The sequence below is a fragment of the Mycobacterium sp. NPDC048908 genome, from assembly GCF_043197955.1.
GTDB lineage: Bacteria > Actinomycetota > Actinomycetes > Mycobacteriales > Mycobacteriaceae > Mycobacterium.
Window position 1 is genome coordinate 233374 of sequence record NZ_JBICUE010000005.1, and the last position, 17100, is coordinate 250473.

Annotated in this window: 14 protein-coding genes and 1 tRNA gene; 5 read left to right on the top strand and 10 right to left on the bottom strand. The window is 62.8% G+C overall.

Annotated features, from left to right (window positions below; all coding sequences use genetic code 11):
* Positions 1 to 181 precede the first annotated feature (181 nt).
* The gene (locus ACGFK1_RS16015; protein ID WP_393431249.1) at positions 182 to 577 is read left to right on the top strand and encodes a VOC family protein; all 396 of its coding nucleotides are present in this window, start codon (positions 182 to 184) and stop codon (positions 575 to 577) included.
* 58 nt (positions 578 to 635) lie between these two features.
* Here ACGFK1_RS16015 and ACGFK1_RS16020 read toward each other — a convergent pair whose 3' ends face one another.
* Positions 636 to 989 carry a hypothetical protein gene (locus tag ACGFK1_RS16020; protein WP_393430716.1) on the bottom strand — a complete coding sequence of 118 codons (354 nt, stop codon included), beginning with the start codon at positions 987 to 989 and terminating at the stop codon, positions 636 to 638.
* 227 nt (positions 990 to 1216) lie between these two features.
* Positions 1217 to 1849, bottom strand: coding sequence for a cutinase family protein (locus tag ACGFK1_RS16025; RefSeq protein WP_393430719.1), 633 nt, complete (start codon positions 1847 to 1849; stop codon positions 1217 to 1219).
* Between the two features lie 871 nt (positions 1850 to 2720).
* Between ACGFK1_RS16025 and ACGFK1_RS16030 the strand changes: the two genes are divergently transcribed.
* Together ACGFK1_RS16030 and ACGFK1_RS16035 are read left to right on the top strand one after the other, a co-directional pair.
* Positions 2721 to 3857, top strand: coding sequence for a DUF4185 domain-containing protein (locus ACGFK1_RS16030; RefSeq protein ID WP_393430722.1), 1137 nt, complete (start codon positions 2721 to 2723; stop codon positions 3855 to 3857).
* 143 nt (positions 3858 to 4000) lie between these two features.
* Positions 4001 to 4624 carry a lysozyme gene (locus ACGFK1_RS16035; protein WP_393430724.1) on the top strand — a complete coding sequence of 208 codons (624 nt, stop codon included), beginning with the start codon at positions 4001 to 4003 and terminating at the stop codon, positions 4622 to 4624.
* A gap of 195 nt (positions 4625 to 4819) precedes the next feature.
* On the opposite strand, the gene ACGFK1_RS16040 is transcribed toward ACGFK1_RS16035, so the two are convergent.
* From ACGFK1_RS16040 to ACGFK1_RS16055, 4 genes are all read right to left on the bottom strand, one after another.
* Positions 4820 to 8983, bottom strand: coding sequence for a choice-of-anchor D domain-containing protein (locus ACGFK1_RS16040; protein ID WP_393430727.1), 4164 nt, complete (start codon positions 8981 to 8983; stop codon positions 4820 to 4822).
* Positions 8984 to 9757: 774 nt separating this feature from the next.
* Complete coding sequence (locus ACGFK1_RS16045; protein ID WP_393430730.1) at positions 9758 to 9889, bottom strand: hypothetical protein; 132 nt, start codon at positions 9887 to 9889, stop codon at positions 9758 to 9760.
* A 64-nt stretch (positions 9890 to 9953) separates the two neighbouring features.
* Positions 9954 to 10346, bottom strand: a complete 393-nt coding sequence (locus ACGFK1_RS16050; protein ID WP_393430733.1) for a hypothetical protein — start codon at positions 10344 to 10346, stop codon at positions 9954 to 9956.
* A 498-nt stretch (positions 10347 to 10844) separates the two neighbouring features.
* Positions 10845 to 11171: a hypothetical protein gene (locus ACGFK1_RS16055; RefSeq protein WP_393430735.1), complete on the bottom strand. Its 327-nt coding sequence runs from the start codon at positions 11169 to 11171 to the stop codon at positions 10845 to 10847.
* A gap of 112 nt (positions 11172 to 11283) precedes the next feature.
* Here ACGFK1_RS16055 and ACGFK1_RS16060 point away from each other — a divergent pair, with 112 nt between their 5' ends.
* On the top strand, positions 11284 to 12087 hold the full coding sequence (locus tag ACGFK1_RS16060) for a siderophore-interacting protein (RefSeq protein WP_393430738.1): 804 nt from the start codon (positions 11284 to 11286) through the stop codon (positions 12085 to 12087).
* 324 nt (positions 12088 to 12411) lie between these two features.
* Here the strand turns inward: ACGFK1_RS16060 and ACGFK1_RS16065 are convergent.
* The 4 genes from ACGFK1_RS16065 to ACGFK1_RS16080 all read right to left on the bottom strand — a co-directional run bounded on the left by ACGFK1_RS16065 (position 12412) and on the right by ACGFK1_RS16080 (position 14060).
* Positions 12412 to 12486, bottom strand: a tRNA-Val gene (locus ACGFK1_RS16065).
* 45 nt (positions 12487 to 12531) lie between these two features.
* Positions 12532 to 12996, bottom strand: a complete 465-nt coding sequence (locus ACGFK1_RS16070) for a peroxiredoxin (RefSeq protein ID WP_393430741.1) — start codon at positions 12994 to 12996, stop codon at positions 12532 to 12534.
* Between the two features lie 31 nt (positions 12997 to 13027).
* The gene (locus ACGFK1_RS16075; RefSeq protein ID WP_393430744.1) at positions 13028 to 13453 is read right to left on the bottom strand and encodes a DUF3052 domain-containing protein; all 426 of its coding nucleotides are present in this window, start codon (positions 13451 to 13453) and stop codon (positions 13028 to 13030) included.
* 103 nt (positions 13454 to 13556) lie between these two features.
* The gene (locus ACGFK1_RS16080; RefSeq protein ID WP_393431252.1) at positions 13557 to 14060 is read right to left on the bottom strand and encodes a hypothetical protein; all 504 of its coding nucleotides are present in this window, start codon (positions 14058 to 14060) and stop codon (positions 13557 to 13559) included.
* A gap of 222 nt (positions 14061 to 14282) precedes the next feature.
* Here ACGFK1_RS16080 and aceE point away from each other — a divergent pair, with 222 nt between their 5' ends.
* Entirely contained in the window at positions 14283 to 17072 is a 2790-nt protein-coding gene (aceE, locus tag ACGFK1_RS16085; protein ID WP_393430747.1) for a pyruvate dehydrogenase (acetyl-transferring), homodimeric type, read from the top strand.
* Positions 17073 to 17100: the final 28 nt, after the last annotated feature.

Consider the following 17100-nt stretch of genomic DNA (forward strand, 5'->3'; position numbering starts at 1 on the left):
AAGCATGCGGAAATGTATTTGCTGGACAGCCGCGATCATGGATGCGTTCCGCTCAGGCAAACGGCAACAAACCGCGAAGCCGTCGCCTTGTTCCGCCGAAGGATCGATGATCACATTGAACCGGGTGCCGCCCGGCGGCGTTGTCTACAACGTTCTGCGCGAAACGAACAGAGGAGTTCCCATGCCGTTCCCGGCCCTCAACCACGTGGCGCTCACTGTGCGCGACCTCGACGTGAGCGGACCCTGGTATCGATCGCTGATCGGTGCCGACCCGCTGCTCGATGAGCACACCGACGCCGGCTTCCGGCATCTGGTGTGGGCATTCGACAACGGCACGTTATTCGGTGTCCATCAGCACGATCGGGGTATCGAAGACGGACGGTTCAGCGAATTCCGGGCGGGCCTCGACCATGTCGGGTTCGGCTGCGCGTCGCGCGCCGAATTGGAGGGCTGGGTCGATCGGCTCAACGGACTGGGCATCGAACACGGTGGAATCGTGGACGAGCACTATGGGTCGGGCGTCAGCTTCCGCGATCCCGACGGCAATGCGCTGGAGTTCTTCGCGCCGCCGGCCTAGCCGACAGACGAGAACGCCAGGGCCCGAAAGCCCTGGCGGTGGCGTATGCCCAGTACTGCTACTCGCCCGAGTCGGCCGGGGGCCTCGGGTCCGGGTTGTAGGTTTCGCTGCCCGGGTTCAACAGGGTGCGCTGGAAGGTCTTGGGTCCTTCTGTGACGAACTTCTTGACGCTGCCCTGGAACGTCTGCGGCCCGTTCACGGCGAAGTCCGCGACGCTACCCGCGAAGATCACCGGCCCCTGCGTGAAGTACCCGGTGACATTCTGTTGCCACTCACTCAGCGACCCGTTGATCTGGCACAGCGGCATCGGCGAGCAACTCACTGAGCTGCCAGGTGTGTCGGCCCCGGCAGGCGCGGCGGTCACCACCGCTGCGGCACCAATTAACCCGGCTACGATCAGAGACTTCTTCATGGCTCCCCCTCTGTGGACGCGTGTGGGCCGGGCGATGTGCGCCAGCTAACGAAGTGTAGCCAGAAGATCCAGGATTTGCATAGCTTCTCCCACCACCAGCGACGTTAGGAGAGGTTTGACCCCACCGTTGGCTGTTCGAGTGCCGTTTGGAATGTCAGTCGTTAAGACGACAAGCCGGCAACTAACAGAACTTTGCTCACGGAAAGGCATGCGGATGCGACGCGAGCTTACAGCTTGCCTGCGATGAAGCCGGCGGCCTGATCCACCAGCCCGGAGCCAAGGTATGAGGGCTGTAGATGCGAGTCCCAGTTGAAGCCTCTCCCACAAATTGGATCGCCGTCCGCGCACTGGTCGATCGTCTTACCGGCGAAGGCTGGGGCGGGGCCGAGTCGCCTGGCGCCGTTACCGAACAAAGCGACTGCTGCGATGTACCGGTCGAGGCTCGGCGGCATGCTCCTCACCGCCAGATCAGCCGCCGAAGCACCCAGAGAATAGCCGCCGACAACGATGCGGGTGTTTGGGCAGCTTGCCGCCATCGATTGCACGTGGGCCCGAATGTCGTTGGCGCCGGGGGAAACAGCTATGTCGGCGGGCCAATTCACCCCGTACACCCCGACCGACCTACTCGTCTGGGAGCGCAGCGAATTGACGAGGGCATCGCCGACTGCGCCGAGACCGGGCGGTTCCAGCCGCCCGCGAGCGAAAACCACTTCGGCATCGGGGCAATCCGCCCATGCCGACGCAATCAGCGCCCCTGTCGAAACAGGCACCACCGCCGGGGCAATCACCAATCCCGTGGCGAGCGGGGCGGCGGCTGCCAGGCGGAAAACACGCCTAGAAAATCCGTAACAACCCACCATGTGGTCTTATCGCGATAACACCACCATGTGTTTCTCCACTGCGGGCTTTAGCCGCAGCTTCACGGGTGGGCGCGGACGGTATCGAACCGCCGACCGCTGGTGTGTAAAGGAAGCGGACAAAGTGCACATATGTTCTATGTGTCCACCACTGCATTCATGGTGTCCGTGCCCGATAGGAAGCGGGACCGACGCCGGTACGTGTCGGTTGCCGGCTTCGGACAACCAACGGTCGGACAGGGATTCGCGTACTTCATGGAATCGTCCCCGACCTGCAACGCAGCCCGCGTCTTGGCGACGCTGCCGGGTCCGCCGCGCTTCGGAATAGCTCGGATCTCGGTATGCGCCGGGGTCATATCACCTCGGGGTGCGATCATCCCGCAAACCAGGTCTATGCAGGGGACTACAAAGCATCCTTCGACCAGAACAAGCCTCCCGATAGAGACAAATTGAACGGGAAGCCCTTGGCGTCGGTCGAGAAGGTGATCTTGGGCGCCGGAGGCAACTTGATGGGTGACGACCAGATTACCTGCGGTGCAAGAGATTCCAAGGTCACGTGCCTCGTACCCAGGAAATTCGGCCAAAACTACGGCGACGACACCGCCCAACGGCACGGCTTTGTCCTGAGCCCAGAATCCAGCTGGACTTTCTAGGCTCTCGGCCCACGCACGTTGTTAATGAGACGGCTCGTCGCAGCGATCCCATCAACCACCTCGCGCCTTGCCCGCAGCGATGCCCGGCGACCCCTTGGCCGGCTCTAAATACCGCGATATGACTGATCGGTCTGCCCGATTGTGCGAGTCGACCTCCGACAGAGAATTCGTCCAGTACATTGCGTCTACTTGCCGCGTTGCATCGGTGGACGGGGGATCACATGCCAGAAAAGCAAGCCAAGAAGGTTGCCCGGGCGGGGCGCGCAGCTGCAACGAATAAGACGACACAACGTGCCGCAACAAAGAAAAAAACACAACGCGCCGCAACGAAGAAGACGGCACGACGACGTTCCGGCGAAGCCAACCGGCCACTAGCGATACCCGCATGGGAGCTGCTAGCGCTGCCTCAGCCCAACCGAGGCGACGCCATAAATTTAGGGCCGATTGCCGGAACCGGCTCTCCCACAGGGGCGTTGGGTGCAGGCGCCACTGACCTATGCGAGATATCACCTAGCGGTCTTGTCGCCCTAGCTGGCGACACGTTCGCGGGAAACGGCGCCTTCCAGGGAGCGTGGAGCCCATCGATGGGCCTTCATGTCCGGCCGGGCACCCTAAGCGGCAGGATTCAGTTCGACCGCTCATTCGGCGGCAATGGCACCCTCTACGCCGAGACGTGGCCTCACGTTCCAGGCGGTAGCCAATTGCCGGCGGGTACCGTCCAGGTCTTCGGGGTCGACTATGCGTTTGTGGCAAGGGTGGCCGACCTCCATCCGCTGGATACGCGCTTGGTACGAATCGACCCCAACGGCGGAGGTTGGCCCACCGTTCCAGGGTCTGTGAGGGATGCCGGTTGGCAGGACTTCAACCAAACGCAGATCAGTGGCTACCACGCGCCGGACGGTTGGGTGTATGTAGTCGCCGACGGGTTCGCCCGCGATCACAGGGTATGGCTTTATCGGTGCCCGGCGGCGAACTTCACTGACCGGAACTCGTGGCACGCCTGGGGAATCATTGGCGATGGGCCAGATTGGGGTTGGGATGTGGACCCGACACCGCTCAGCGATGACATCTGGGGCGAGTTGAGTCTGCGCTTGATCGAAGGCAAGGCGGTGTTGTCCGGATTCAATTGGAGCACAGGGAATGTCGAGGTTCGAGTGGCCGACGATGTGACGCAAGTGTTGGCGCCGTGGACACCAGTTACGGTCGTTGCGACGCAACAAACAGTTCCGCAGAACTACGGTGGCTACATTGTTCCGGGGTCCACCCTGGACCAGGCAATCATTCTGGTTAGTCAATGGAATACCACGACGCATAATCCGTACAACGTGCAACAGTTTGTCGCCAATCTTCATCGCTGATACTCCGAACGGCGCGATGCCGTCAGCGGCAAGAGTGATCTCGGCAAGCTTTTCGACAGACACCGGCACTTAAGACACGTCACTTCCCGGACACGCTCGCCCGAACTACAACCCGTTCCTCTACACAGAGAGGCGCCAGCGAGATGCCAACAGCAAGGTCTGACCAAACCCTGAGTGATGCGGGCGTGCGGTTCATAGCAGGCTTCGAAGGTTTCAGTCCTCGCCTCTACAACGATCCCGGTGGTCATTGCACGATTGGCTACGGACACCTCGTGCACCACGGTCGGTGTAATGGCAACGAACCAGAGGACTTCAAGAAAGGGATCTCTCAAGAGCAAGGGTTGAAGCTGCTGGCGGGAGATGCTGATGTCGCGCAGCGCGCCGTAAACCAACGAGTTCAGGTCGTACTAACTCAATATCAGTTTGATGCGCTGGTCAGTTTTGTTTTCAACGTCGGTGCTGGCGCCTTCGGCGGATCTACACTGCTGCGCCGGCTCAACCAAGGCGAATACAACGCCGTGCCATCCGAGCTCATGAGGTGGGTCAACTCTGGCGGTAGACCGCTACCCGGCCTAGTGCGGCGCCGTAAGGCCGAAGGCGTCCTCTTCTCCCAAGGAAGCTACCGCGTCGCAGATGTTCCTATCGACGCGGAAATCTCCGAGTCGGGGGACGCCATGGTCGATCCGCCTGCCGACTCCTATATCTCGGAACCAGAACGAAATGACTGGAGAACTATCGCGGTTGAGAAGCCGAATGCCGGTCACTAGAGATCCCGGCTTCTGGCGGCCCACAGGTAACGACGTGCACTGTGACCACCCGTTCGCCTTCTGACCCAATCGATAACTGCGGCTACCATCCTGCAAACGCTTCCGTCCGCCCCCACAGAGCCGGATGTCGTCATGGTGAACAGCTATGAAAGTCACTAACACGAAGACGCTAGAAGCGGCGCTGAGAAGTTCCTTTTACGTTAGCGCCGTGAGGTCGTTGTCAACCCAGTCCGCGCCGCTGTGGAAATAGAGCTCGTGGACATGGTCGTCGGTGCCGATGAAGAAGACGTGCTTGCTGTTGTCGCTGAGCCGATAGCCGGTCAGGGCGCTGGCAGGGGTGGGTGGCACGGCGCCGGCCAGGGTGGTCAGGTCGTTGTCGCCCCAGCTCCCGCCGTTGATGTCGAGCTCGTGGACGTGGCTGTCGGTGCCGATGAAAAAGACGTGCTGACTGTTGTTGCTGAGCGGGTAGCCGGTCAGGGCGCTAGTGGGGGTGGGTGGCACCGCGCCGGCCAGGGCAGTCAGGTCGTTATCAGCCCAGCTCCCGCCATTGATGAAGAGCTCGTGCACATGATTGTCGGTCCCAATGAAAAAGACGTGCTGACTATCGTCGCTGAGCGGGTAGCCGGTCAGAGCGCTAGTGGGGGTGGGTGGCACCGCGCCGGCCAGGGCAGTCAGGTCGTTATCAGCCCAGCTCCCGCCATTGATGAAGAGCTCGTGCACATGATTGTCGGTCCCAATGAAAAAGACGTGCTGACTATCGTCGCTGAGCCGGTAACTGGTGAGAGCGCTGGTGTACTTCGGTGGTGTGGCGCCGGCCAGGACGGTCAGGTCGTTGTCGGCCCAGCGGCCGCCGCCAGCGATGAAAAGCTCGTGGACATGGTTGTCGGTGCCGATGAAGAAGACGTGCTTGCTGTTGTCGTTGAGCCGGTGGCCAGCCAGGGCGCTGTTAGCGATGGGTGGCACGGCGCGGGCTAGTGAGGTCAGGTCGTTGTAAACCCAGCTAGTTCCGGCGGTGAAGTAGAGCTCATAGACGCAGCCGTCGGTGCCGATGAAGAAGACGTGCTTGGTGTCAGTGCTCAGCGGGAAGCCGGCCAGCGCGCTGGTGGGGATGGGTGGCACGGCACCGGCCAGGGTAGTCAGATCGTTGTCGTTCCAAATCCCGCCAGCCGCAATGTCGAGCTCATGGACGTATTTGTCGGTCCCGACGAAGAAGACGTGCTGACTGTCGGTGCTGAGCCGGAAGCCCTCGAGGGTGGTTCCTGCTACTGGCAAGGGCGGCCACGCGGTACCGCTTACATTGACAACGGCTGGGCTGTTCGGGTCGTTGCTGACGATCGTCAGCGTGGCACTCGCGGATCCTCGGTTGGTGGGTTGGAATCGGATCGGGACCGCGATGGAGTCGCCGCCGTCGACGGTGAGGGGGAAGCTGACCACCTGGGGTATGACGAAGATCGGAGCCGATGACACGATGCCGGTGATGCTCAGTTCGCATGGTCCACTGTTGTTGATGACGAGGTCGCGGTCGGTGAACCTGCCCAGGCGGACCTCACCGAAGTCGCCGTTGTCGGGGACGACCATCGCCAGGACTGGCGGCGGTGCTGTACCTGATACGACCACGGTTATGGGCCCGGTCGGGTCGTTGCTGTGGACGGTGATTGTCGACGACACGGGTCCGAACTGATTTGGTTGGAAGCGAATCGGCAGCTCGATGGAATCACCGGCTTCCACGACAAGGGGGTAGGACAAGACCCCCGGGGGAACGAAGTCTGGCGTAGACGAGGTGATTGAAAGAATCTGCAAGTCGCAGGGCCCGCGGTTGTTCAGTGCAAAGCTGCGGTCCACGAACGAGCCCAGGCAGACGTTGCCGAATTGCCCGGTATCCGGGACTGCGATTTGAAGGGAAGGCACGCCACCGGTGCCTGTCGCCGTGAGATCGACAACTGGTGCGCCCGGGTCATTGCTGTCGATCCGGATGGTCGCCATCTCGGAGATACCCGGCGTGGTCGGGAGGAACCGAACGGTGAAGTCGAGCTCCTCGCCGGGCCGAATGATGACCGGCGTGGCGGGAAGCGGCGATACGGTGATACCGGTCGACCCCATCAAGCGCCGCACGCTCGTGATCACCAGGTCGGCACCGCCCACGTTGAACACCTGGACAGTAAGCGAGTTGCCCTCTTCGCACACCGTGCCGAAGTCCAGGCCCTGTTCGAGGTTCACCGTGATCGCTGGTCCGGCTGCATTACGGAACTCGAAGACACCGCGACCGTAGGTGGCGGCGCGCAAAATCCCACCTTGCCGTGAAAGCACGAGTTCGGTGACCGACGCGCGGGGCAAGTGGATGTCATCGAGAACCGTCCAGCTGGCTCCGTCATCAACGGACCGGAGCACGCCGAGGTCGGTGCCGACATAGATGGTTGTCGGGGTGTCCGAGCCGTCGAGGGCGATCGCTCCGAATGGCACGTCGAGGTCGGGCGACAGGTCCTCCCACGCCGTACCGCCGACGGTGGTGCGGAAAATGTGACCGGTCTGGCCGAGTGTGTTGAAGCCACCGAGCACGACATAGATAACGGAAGGGTCGATCGGATCGAACGCTGCTCGCAAAACGTTGCGGTTCGGCAGGTTTCGGGTGATATTGGTGAACGTGACGCCGTTCGGCGCGCCGACCGTGGCTGCCAAGGCATTCGTCGTTACCCAGACTTGTGTGCCTGACGCTATCACCACATTGTTGCCGTTGGTCGGCGCGACCGCGGGCACGCCCGGGAACGCTCCTAGATTTCGCCATGCGCCGCCGGCGTTCTGGGACTGCCACATGTTCTGATTGCCGCTGACATAGACGGTCCCGGCGGCACTTGGGTCGGTCGTGATCCAGGCGAGGTAGCAGCCGGCGTCGCTGGTCGTGCCCCACGGTGTGATTTCGGTGGGCCAGCTGGCGCCGTCGTCGTCGGACCGCCACACCCGGGTACAGGGGGCAGGGGACCAGAAACCGCTGGTACCGTAGGCGCGTCCAGCTGTGACGCCGTCGTAGGCGATGTCCCATCCGTCACCGCCTTGCGGACTATTCCATGCAGGGCTCGCCACCCCGGCCGTCGTCAATAGCCCGTTATCCTGCAGCGATCCGAGCGTCACGCTGGCTGTCGCATCCGGCCTCACCGCGAGGTTGTAAAACAGCGCCGACTGAAAGCCACCGGAATTGAGCGCCGTCCAGTTCGTGCCGTTAGCGGACCGATAAATTCCGCCGTCGTTCCCGCAGTAGACCGTTGAAACCCCGCCGCCGGGTGGGCGGAAGAAAGCCCATGTATGAGTGTCGGCGTGCAAGCCGGTGAGCGCGTTGAAGTTGCGACCCGCATCCGTGGACCGACCCTGACCGACCGTGCCGACATAGACGATGTCATTCGCGCCGTCGCCCGGCGAGCCTGGATCGACAGCCATGTGGAAGCTGTAGCCGCCCTGCGTATTGGCCGGCATGGCGGTCGCTGCTGACGCTGGCACCTGCTGGGTCCAATTCGCGCCTCGATCCGTCGACAGAAACAGTCCAAGCGGGTCCGGAGCCGCGGTGGGCGAGCCGCCTCTTCCTTCCAGCGCCACATAAATCACCTGGATGCCGTTCGCGTTCGGCGGCGACGTCGGCGGAGCGAGATCGACGATGACCTTCCCGATCCCCGCACCCGGCGTGGCGGCGAGGGCAGCGGCGACCGGAGCGGTTGCGGTGTCAAGGATTGCATTCCAATTGAGGCCGCCATCGGTACTGCGGAACACCCCCCGCCCGCTGATGCCCGTGTACAGAACACGGGCCGCCGCCGACGACGTCGGATCGAGCACCAGGGAGCGCGCATCTCCGGCAGCGCCAGCCCCGAACGTCCAGTTCAAGCCCCCATCAGTCGAACGGAAGACACCCGTTGTCGATGCCAGGTACAAGGTCTGGGAGTTGGCTGGATCAACGAGAATGACGTTGATCCACTGACGAGTGAACTGACTGGCGTTGCCGTTGTTACCGACCGGATAGCCGGAGCCCAGACGTACACAGCTGGCGCCGCCGTCGGTCGACTTGAACAGCCCAGCCGAGATTTGCCGGCCCACTCGGCCACTGGTGCCCATATAAATCGTGCTGGTGTCGTTGGGATCGATTGCAAGCGCACTCGGCTCTCCAATGCCGAGGGACGTCTGACGATCAAAGATTGGCACCCAATTGGCGCCGCCGTCAGGTGTCCGCCAAACGCCTCCACCCGCTGTGCCGATGTAGACGACGTTGCCGTTGTTCGGGTTCACCGCGACCGCCGTGACTAGCCCATTGTCTTGGCGGCCTGACTGCGTGAGCGGACTCGGCCCGATCGGCCGCCAGACTGTTCCAGCAAGAGCCATCGCTCCTCCTTATGGGTGTAGCGCTTTAGTTCATTGGCCCTGATCGCAATGTGGCTCGCCGGATCCCGATTCCGGCTGCTCGATAACCCTTGCCGGGAAGCTGCCAGGTAGATTTCGCCCTTGTCGCGGGCCCTCGGTCGGCGCCCCGCCTCCGCCGATATAACGTTTCACGTAGTCGCGATGGATCTTCGCAGGGTCGGCGTCCGGGTTGCCCAACCTCGGCCGGCGCGCTCTGCCTGATCTCGTGAATTTCTCACCGTTCGCGCGTTGGCTAGTGTTCTTTCGCGCCATGACTTTCCTCCCGCCTCGGAAGGTTCAGCGAGTGGCGACGATTAAACGCTGTCGAGCAAGTGTGCCGTCCGCGCCACTGCAAACAGCGAACGGTAGAAGGGTCATATCTCGGATTCGCTTGCGCGGCTTTGAAATAGGCAGAGCTTCCCCATACTGACAGCGCCTGACCAAATTCGTCGGTCAACATACCCGGATAATACCCATGGAGAACGCGTCGACCATGCGCTTTTCACGATCCATCGAGCCCAACAATTTTTGCCAGTTAGACAATGCTCGGCTTTGCGGTTTCGGCGTGCTCGGTCACGACCCGGACTATTCGGGGCAAACCAACCGCTGCTCGCTGGCTCTGCCCAGCAATTGTGCACCGACGGATGTCGCGGCCTTTTGCGCGCGTTACTTGCCGCGCAAATCTTGGGCAACTACCGGTTCCATCTTGTCAATTCCGGCTGCCGACATTGTCGGCCGAAGCAGTCGCGGTGCGATCTAACCGATGTCGACCACAGCAAGGTCCCGACGCGACGAACCCCGCGCCTTGGCCAGCACCTGCGCGTTGTAAAACTGTCCCGACGGCCAGCCGGGTACGGTGAGCGCCAGACGTTGGAGGTCAGCGGCCACGCCAACACTCCTCACCCAAGTCCGCACAAGCTGGGCCGGGGTCTCAGATATGCCCGCCTTGGGTTCATTGGTCCTGATCGGGGTCTGGCTCGCCCGATCCCGAATCCGGCTGCTCGATAACGCTTGCCGAAAAGCTGACGGCGCCTGGTAGATTTCGCCACTGCCGCAGGCCGTCGGCGTACGCCCTCTGCAGGCCGTCGGCGTACGCACCCTCTGTCGGCTCCCCGCCTCCACCGATATAACGTTCCACGTAGTCGCGATGGATCTTCGCCGGGTCGGCGTCCGGATTGCCCAACCTCGGCCGGCGCGCCACCTTCTTCGGGGCCGCTGGGGCCTCCTTCGGAAGTGCAGCCTTCTTGGCTGATGCCGCCTTGCGGGCGACGGGAGTCTCCTTGGCGGCGGCCTTCACGGCCTTTTTTGGCGGGGTTTTCTTGCCCGTTGATTTCTTGGCGACCATGGATGCCACCCTCTTTCGCCTACAACTGCGCCTTCGCTGACGATCGCATGGCATTGCGCTCACTGTCGCGGCCTGGAATGACTTAGAAATAGCCGCGCAATCCGTTCACGCGCCACACTTCGGTGAGCGTTCGAGGACTATATCGCAATCCCCAGTTCACCTGAACACCTTTGACATCCCCGGACTGCCGAGCGTGGGTTGGAAGTAGTGCACTATCTCAACGCGGCAAGTCTGCCCTGACGCACCATGCCGGCAGTGCGGGACTGTCACGATACCGGTGTAAGTGGCCTGACGACCCCGGTGTGTCGGCGCAATCGGTGCTGACACACTCTCCCATCCCCCACCTCAGCGATTCCATGAGCCGCGAGTATGGACCCAGAACCACCCAGGTAACGAGTGGCTAAACGCGCAGACTATTCGCAAAGGGTGGTCGCTGACCAAGCTTGCTGCTTTCTGACATCGTGACACTCACGACCCACCGCAGAGGTGGTCACGTGCTCAGCCAACCGTGGCGATGTGGCGCTTCCTGTCCCATGTCGCGATTAATGCCAGCGCGGCGGAAGCGACGAAAAGGGCGACAACGATTGCCCATTCAAGCGCTCCGCTGCCCTTATCGGGATCGACGCCGAACAATAGTTCGATCCACTCTCGACTGATAAGGGTCAGTACTGCCAACCCAGCGGCAAGCGCTGCCGCCGCTACCTCTATACCGAATCGAATTCGAGCATTCCGCAACGCTTTTCCCCTCTCTGTGCTCCAGTTACACCCGAGAATCGCAGAGTCTACGCGCAACGGCAGCGCATATTGACTTAAACGCAGATTCACTTGAGGAGATTCGGCGCACAGGTACGCTCGATTGCCGCTCTTGGGCCGCGCGTTGATGCAGAATAACTTCGTGTCTGTTCCAGCTTCGTCTGGGGACGGTGGGGCTACTGAGGTGGCCGACGAGCGTCGAGTGTTGGCGCGACGCGTGCCTAGCCGCGCCGCGGGGGACCTCGATGATGAGCAGTTGCTGGCCAAGGCGCGCGGTTCTTCGCGTTGGAATTTCACTGTGATCGACAATGCGTGGATTGCTCCGCGAATGCTTCGGCTGTGGATGTCGGCGGACGGTCTTGAGACGATGAAATGGCAACCAGCGCAGGATATTACGCTGCTGGTCGCCCGCGAGGGAGGGCGCGACATCCGGCGGCGCTATACGATCGCGGGTCAGGATGACGACACGGTCTACCTAGACGTCTACGTGCATGGCCCAGGTATCGGAAGCTTGTGGGCGCAGGCGCTCCACCCAGGCGACACTGTGAGCGGCATTGGACCGCGCGGAAAGTTCCTTGTCAGCCCGGCCGACTGGATGATCCTCATCGGGGACGAAACCTCACTGCCTGGAATCCGTGCGATGCTCGCCGCCACCGATCAAGCCGCGAGCGTGTTCGTCGAAGTCGACGAACACGATGAGTGGCAGCACCTCGGCGCCGGCGCTAGGTCGGGCACCGAATGGACATGGCTTACTCGACCCACGTTGGCCGGACGGGGGCCCGTTGTCGCGCTGCCCAAGGCTGGCGCCGGCCATGCGTATGTGTCGGGAGAAGCAAGCCGCGTCCAGTTGTGGCGCCGCGAACTTGAAAAACTCGGCCTCGCCCCATCAGATATCACCCATAAAGCCTACTGGGGCGCTGGCCGCGCTAACGCGACGCACGGTGAACCACTCGCCGACAGTGGCGATACAAAGAGCGGCGCATTCTGAGAGTGTTACGACCCGCCCTGCCGGGATGCCGTGGACGAGGAACTGCTGAGCAGGAATGTGGCGTGGTTTCAGGCACGAAGAAGCGAAGCAATACCTACGCTCAGCCCAACACCATCGTCACTATGCGCTATGGGTTGTCGCTCCGGCGATGGGACCTAGGCGAGGAAAGCACTCGGGCTCGCGTGGGCAGACATCGAGCTAGATTCGGGGCGATTCAAGATTCGCCAGGGCACCGCTGGCCCTCGCTGGGACACTGGGCACCCCGCAGGCACTTGGCACCGTCGTCAGCCGCCGAGGATTAGGGCCGTTGACCTGCAATAACTTTGGTGGGCGCGGACGGTATCGAACCGCCGACCGCTGGTGTGTAAAACCAGAGCTCTACCACTGAGCTACGCGCCCCTTGCCGGGCAGGCTACAGGTCGAGGACCTGCAGGCGGAAATCCATCAACCCGATTGCAGCGCTGCCAGTGCGGCCCTCCATATCCCCTGATCGCGCGGCTCCCCCGGCTGTTTCATCTCCGCGAACCGGATCACGCCCGCGCGGTCGACCACAAACGTGCCACGGTTGGCGAAGCCGGTGGCGTCGTTGAACACACCGTAGGACTGGGCCACCGAGCCGTGCGGCCAAAAGTCGGCCAGCACAGGGAAACTGAAGCCGCTCTGCGTCGCCCACACTTTGTGGGTGGGCGGCGGGCCCACCGAGATCGCCAGTGTGGCGGTGTCGTCGTTCTGGTAGTCCGGCAGGTGGTCGCGGATCTCGTCGAGCTCGCCCTGGCAGATCGCGGTGAACGCAAGCGGAAAGAACACCAGCAGCACATTCTTGTCGCCGCGGAAGCTGCTCAACGTGACTGGCTGCCCGTTCTGGTTCTTGAGCGTGAAGTCCGGCGCGTCGGAACCGTCACCAAGCACTACCTTCGCACTCTGCTCTTCGCGCGAGCACTCATCGCCGGCCCGCCGCCTTCGACTTCGGCTGCACCAGCCTGCTCGCGATCCAGTCGCCGAGGTTGGCCGACGACGTCTGCATCAGCCCCGCTGTTGGCGCCGATTCGGCGATCTCGGCAGGTTGGACATGACCCGGCTTGCCCGTCTTCGGGGTCACCACCCAGATGACGCCGTCATCGGCCAGCGGGGTGATGGCGTCCATCAGGTTGTCGACGAGGTCACCGTCGCCGTCGCGCCACCACAGCAGGACCACGTCGATGACTTCGTCGGCGTCCTCGTCGAGCAACTCAGCGCCGCACGCCTCTTCGATGTCGGCCCGGATGTCGTCATCGACGTCGGAGTCCCAGCCCAACTCCTGCACAACCTGATCTTGTTGGATGCCCAGTCTGCGGGCGTAGTTCGGGGCGTCGTCCGCCGCGACCACGGTCGGTCCTCCTTCAGCCAGCTCGAGCGCACGTTGCGCCCGGCGATGTCTCAAGCCCTATCGTCGCACGCCGAGGGCCGAAGACCGACCACTGGCGGCAGGTTCATCGATATGCCGCGTCGCAAAGGTTCAGCGCGGTGGTCTTCGTGTCGTTGAGCTTGGTGATCGCCGCGTTGAATTCGTCCGGCCCGTAATTGCCCGCGATGGCGGCCGCGAGCCCCCTTGCCGCGTCCACCCAGGCATTGAGCGAATCACGCAGGTTCGGCGCCAGCGTGTCGGAGACGCTGCCCGCCACGACATCGGCGCTGTGGTTGAGCGCATCGATGGCCGGTTGCGCTTTGGCCGCCGCGTCGGCGGCGTTCCGGTTGAAGGCGTCGACGTAGTTGTTCACCGCGGTGATCGCGTCGACGCTCGACGAACTGAGCGCCTCACACGAGGTGTGGATCGCCTGCGTGGTGAGCGAGGACTGTCGTTCCGATTCGCGGGCGCTCGAACTCGCCGCCGACTCCTCGATGGACGCCGAGACCGACGCTCGATACACCGGCGCATCGGCGCGGTCGATCTCCGGCGAGCCCTGGGTGACGCTGGTGCAACCCACGATGACCATCGCGATTCCAGCCAGAATGCCCACCACCAGGGCAGCGACCCGCAGCCGGTTGCGGGACACCCCAGCGATCAGCACGGGTGCAGACGTTACCGGTTTGGACCCGCGATCGCGGGTTCATTGCAGTCCACACCCCCGACGGTGCAAGTGGGGCACGATGGGACAAAGATAAAAGGCAGCTACGCCGATCGCGTAGCACCCACACCGCCTGATAAGGAGCGGAAGTTGACCACCGAGTTCGTGCGCCAAGACCTGGCTCAAAACTCCAGCACCACAGCGGAACCCGACCGGGTGCGGATCATTCGTGAAGGCGTGGCGTCGTATCTGCCCGATATCGACCCTGATGAGACCGGCGAATGGCTGGAATCGTTCGACGAGTTGCTGGAGCGGTCCGGGCCCGCTCGGGCGCGCTACCTGATGTTGCGGTTGCTGGAGCGCTCCCGCGAACAGCGAGTTGCCATCCCGGCACTGACGTCGACCGACTATGTGAACACCATCCCGACTGAGCTCGAGCCGTGGTTTCCCGGCGACGAGGACGTCGAGCGCCGCTACCGGGCATGGATTCGGTGGAACGCCGCCATCATGGTGCACCGCGCCCAGCGCCCGGGAGTTGGTGTGGGAGGCCATATTTCCACATATGCGTCGTCTGCGGCGCTATACGAAGTCGGCTTCAACCACTTCTTCCGCGGCAAGTCGCACCCAGGTGGTGGCGATCAGATCTTCATCCAGGGGCACGCCTCACCCGGCGTCTACGCGCGCGCGTTCCTGGAGGGTCGGCTGACCGCCGAGCAACTGGATGGTTTCCGGCAGGAGCACAGCCACCCGGGAGGCGGGCTGCCGTCCTACCCCCACCCGCGGCTGATGCCGGACTTCTGGGAATTCCCCACGGTGTCGATGGGCCTGGGCCCGATGAACGCGATCTTCCAGGCTCGGTTCAATCACTACCTGCACGACCGCGGGCTGAAGGACACCTCCGACCAACACGTGTGGGCTTTTCTCGGCGACGGCGAGATGGACGAACCGGAGAGCCGTGGACTGATCCAGGTGGCCGCCAACGAGGCGCTGGACAACCTGACCTTCGTGATCAACTGCAACCTGCAGCGCCTCGACGGTCCGGTGCGCGGCAACGGAAAGATCATCCAAGAGTTGGAGTCGTTCTTCCGCGGCGCGGGCTGGAACGTGATCAAGGTGGTGTGGGGCCGCGAGTGGGATGCGCTTCTGCACGCCGACCGCGACGGCGCGTTGGTCAACTTGATGAACACGACGCCTGACGGCGACTACCAGACGTACAAGGCCAACGACGGTGCGTACGTGCGCGACCACTTCTTCGGCCGCGACCCGCGCACCAAGGCGCTGGTCGAGAAGATGTCGGACAGCGAGATCTGGAACCTCAAGCGCGGCGGACACGACTACCGCAAGGTGTACGCGGCCTACCGGGCGGCCATCGAACACAAGGGTCAACCGACGGTGATCTTGGCCAAGACCATCAAGGGCTACTCGTTGGGCGCTCACTTCCAGGGCCGCAACGCCACTCACCAGATGAAAAAGCTTGCGATAGAAGACCTCAAGTTCTTCCGCGATGCGATTCGCATTCCAGTCAGTGACGAGGAGATCGAGAAGAATCCATACCTGCCGCCGTACTACCACCCCGGTCCGGAGGCACCTGAGATTCGCTACATGCTCGAACGACGGCGGGCCTTGGGTGGGTTCCTCCCGGAGCGGCGCACGAAGTCGAAGACGCTCACGCTGCCCGGCCGCGATACATACAAGGCGCTGAAGAAGGGCTCCGGCGCGCAAGAGGTCGCCACCACCATGGCCATGGTGCGCACATTCAAAGAACTGTTGCGGGACAAGGAAATTGGCCCGCGCATCGTCCCGATCATCCCTGACGAGGCGCGGACCTTCGGCATGGACTCGTGGTTCCCGAACCTGAAGATCTACAACCGCAATGGCCAGCTCTACACCAGCGTTGATGCCGAATTGATGTTGGCGTACAAAGAAAGCGAAATCGGCCAGATCCTGCACGAGGGCATCAACGAAGCGGGCTCGACAGCCTCCTTCACCGCCGTCGGCACGTCCTATGCGACGCACAACGAGCCGATGATCCCCATCTACATCTTCTATTCGATGTTCGGCTTCCAGCGCACCGGCGACGGCTTGTGGGCGGCGGCCGATCAGATGGCGCGCGGCTTTGTGTTGGGTGCCACCGCCGGACGGACCACCCTGACCGGTGAGGGTCTGCAGCACGCCGACGGTCATTCGCTGCTGCTTGCCTCGACCAATCCGGCGGTGGTGGCCTACGACCCGGCGTTCGCCTACGAGATCGCCTACATCGTGGAGAGCGGCTTGCACCGGATGTACGGCGAGAACCCGGAGAACGTCTACTTCTACATCACCATCTACAACGAGCCGTACGTACAGCCCCCCGAACCGGAAGGGCTCGACATCGAAGCGCTGCTGCGCGGCATCTACCGCTACCGCAAGGCACCCGAAGCGCGGACCCATATCGCGCAGATCCTGGCTTCCGGCGTCGCAATGCCCGAGGCGCTGCGCGCGGCCGATCTGCTCGCCGAGGAGTGGGACGTCGCCGCGGACGTATGGTCGGTGACCAGTTGGGGTGAACTCAACCGCGACGGGGTGCAGATAGAAAAGGAAAGGCTGCGCCATCCCGAGCGGCCCGCGGGCACACCGTTCGTCACGACGGCGCTCGCCGACGCCGCGGGCCCGGTGGTGGCGGTGTCGGATTGGATGCGCGCTGTGCCCGAGCAGATCAGGCCGTGGGTACCCGGCACGTACATCACGCTGGGTACCGACGGCTTCGGGTTCTCCGACACTCGCCCTGCGGCGCGGCGGTATTTCAACACCGACGCCGAATCGGTGGTCGTCGGGGTGCTCGAGGGCCTTGCCCGCGACGGCAACATCGACGAATCGGTGGCCGTCGAGGCGGCGCGCAAGTACAAGATCGACGACGTGATGGCTGCAGGCGTCTCGTACAAGGACACCGGCAGCGCCTGATCACGGCTCAGTCTCGGCGAGGCTACGG

Excerpts from the sequence above, each read along its gene's own strand:
- ACGFK1_RS16015 (WP_393431249.1), top strand. The coding sequence starts at position 182 with ATGCCGTTCCCGGCCCTCAACCACGTGGCGCTCACTGTGCGCGACCTC.
- ACGFK1_RS16020 (WP_393430716.1), bottom strand. The coding sequence starts at position 989 with ATGAAGAAGTCTCTGATCGTAGCCGGGTTAATTGGTGCCGCAGCGGTG.
- ACGFK1_RS16025 (WP_393430719.1), bottom strand. The coding sequence starts at position 1,849 with ATGGTGGGTTGTTACGGATTTTCTAGGCGTGTTTTCCGCCTGGCAGCC.
- ACGFK1_RS16030 (WP_393430722.1), top strand. The coding sequence starts at position 2,721 with ATGCCAGAAAAGCAAGCCAAGAAGGTTGCCCGGGCGGGGCGCGCAGCT.
- ACGFK1_RS16035 (WP_393430724.1), top strand. The coding sequence starts at position 4,001 with ATGCCAACAGCAAGGTCTGACCAAACCCTGAGTGATGCGGGCGTGCGG.
- ACGFK1_RS16040 (WP_393430727.1), bottom strand. The coding sequence starts at position 8,983 with ATGGCTCTTGCTGGAACAGTCTGGCGGCCGATCGGGCCGAGTCCGCTC.
- ACGFK1_RS16050 (WP_393430733.1), bottom strand. The coding sequence starts at position 10,346 with ATGGTCGCCAAGAAATCAACGGGCAAGAAAACCCCGCCAAAAAAGGCC.
- ACGFK1_RS16080 (WP_393431252.1), bottom strand. The coding sequence starts at position 14,060 with ATGGTCATCGTGGGTTGCACCAGCGTCACCCAGGGCTCGCCGGAGATC.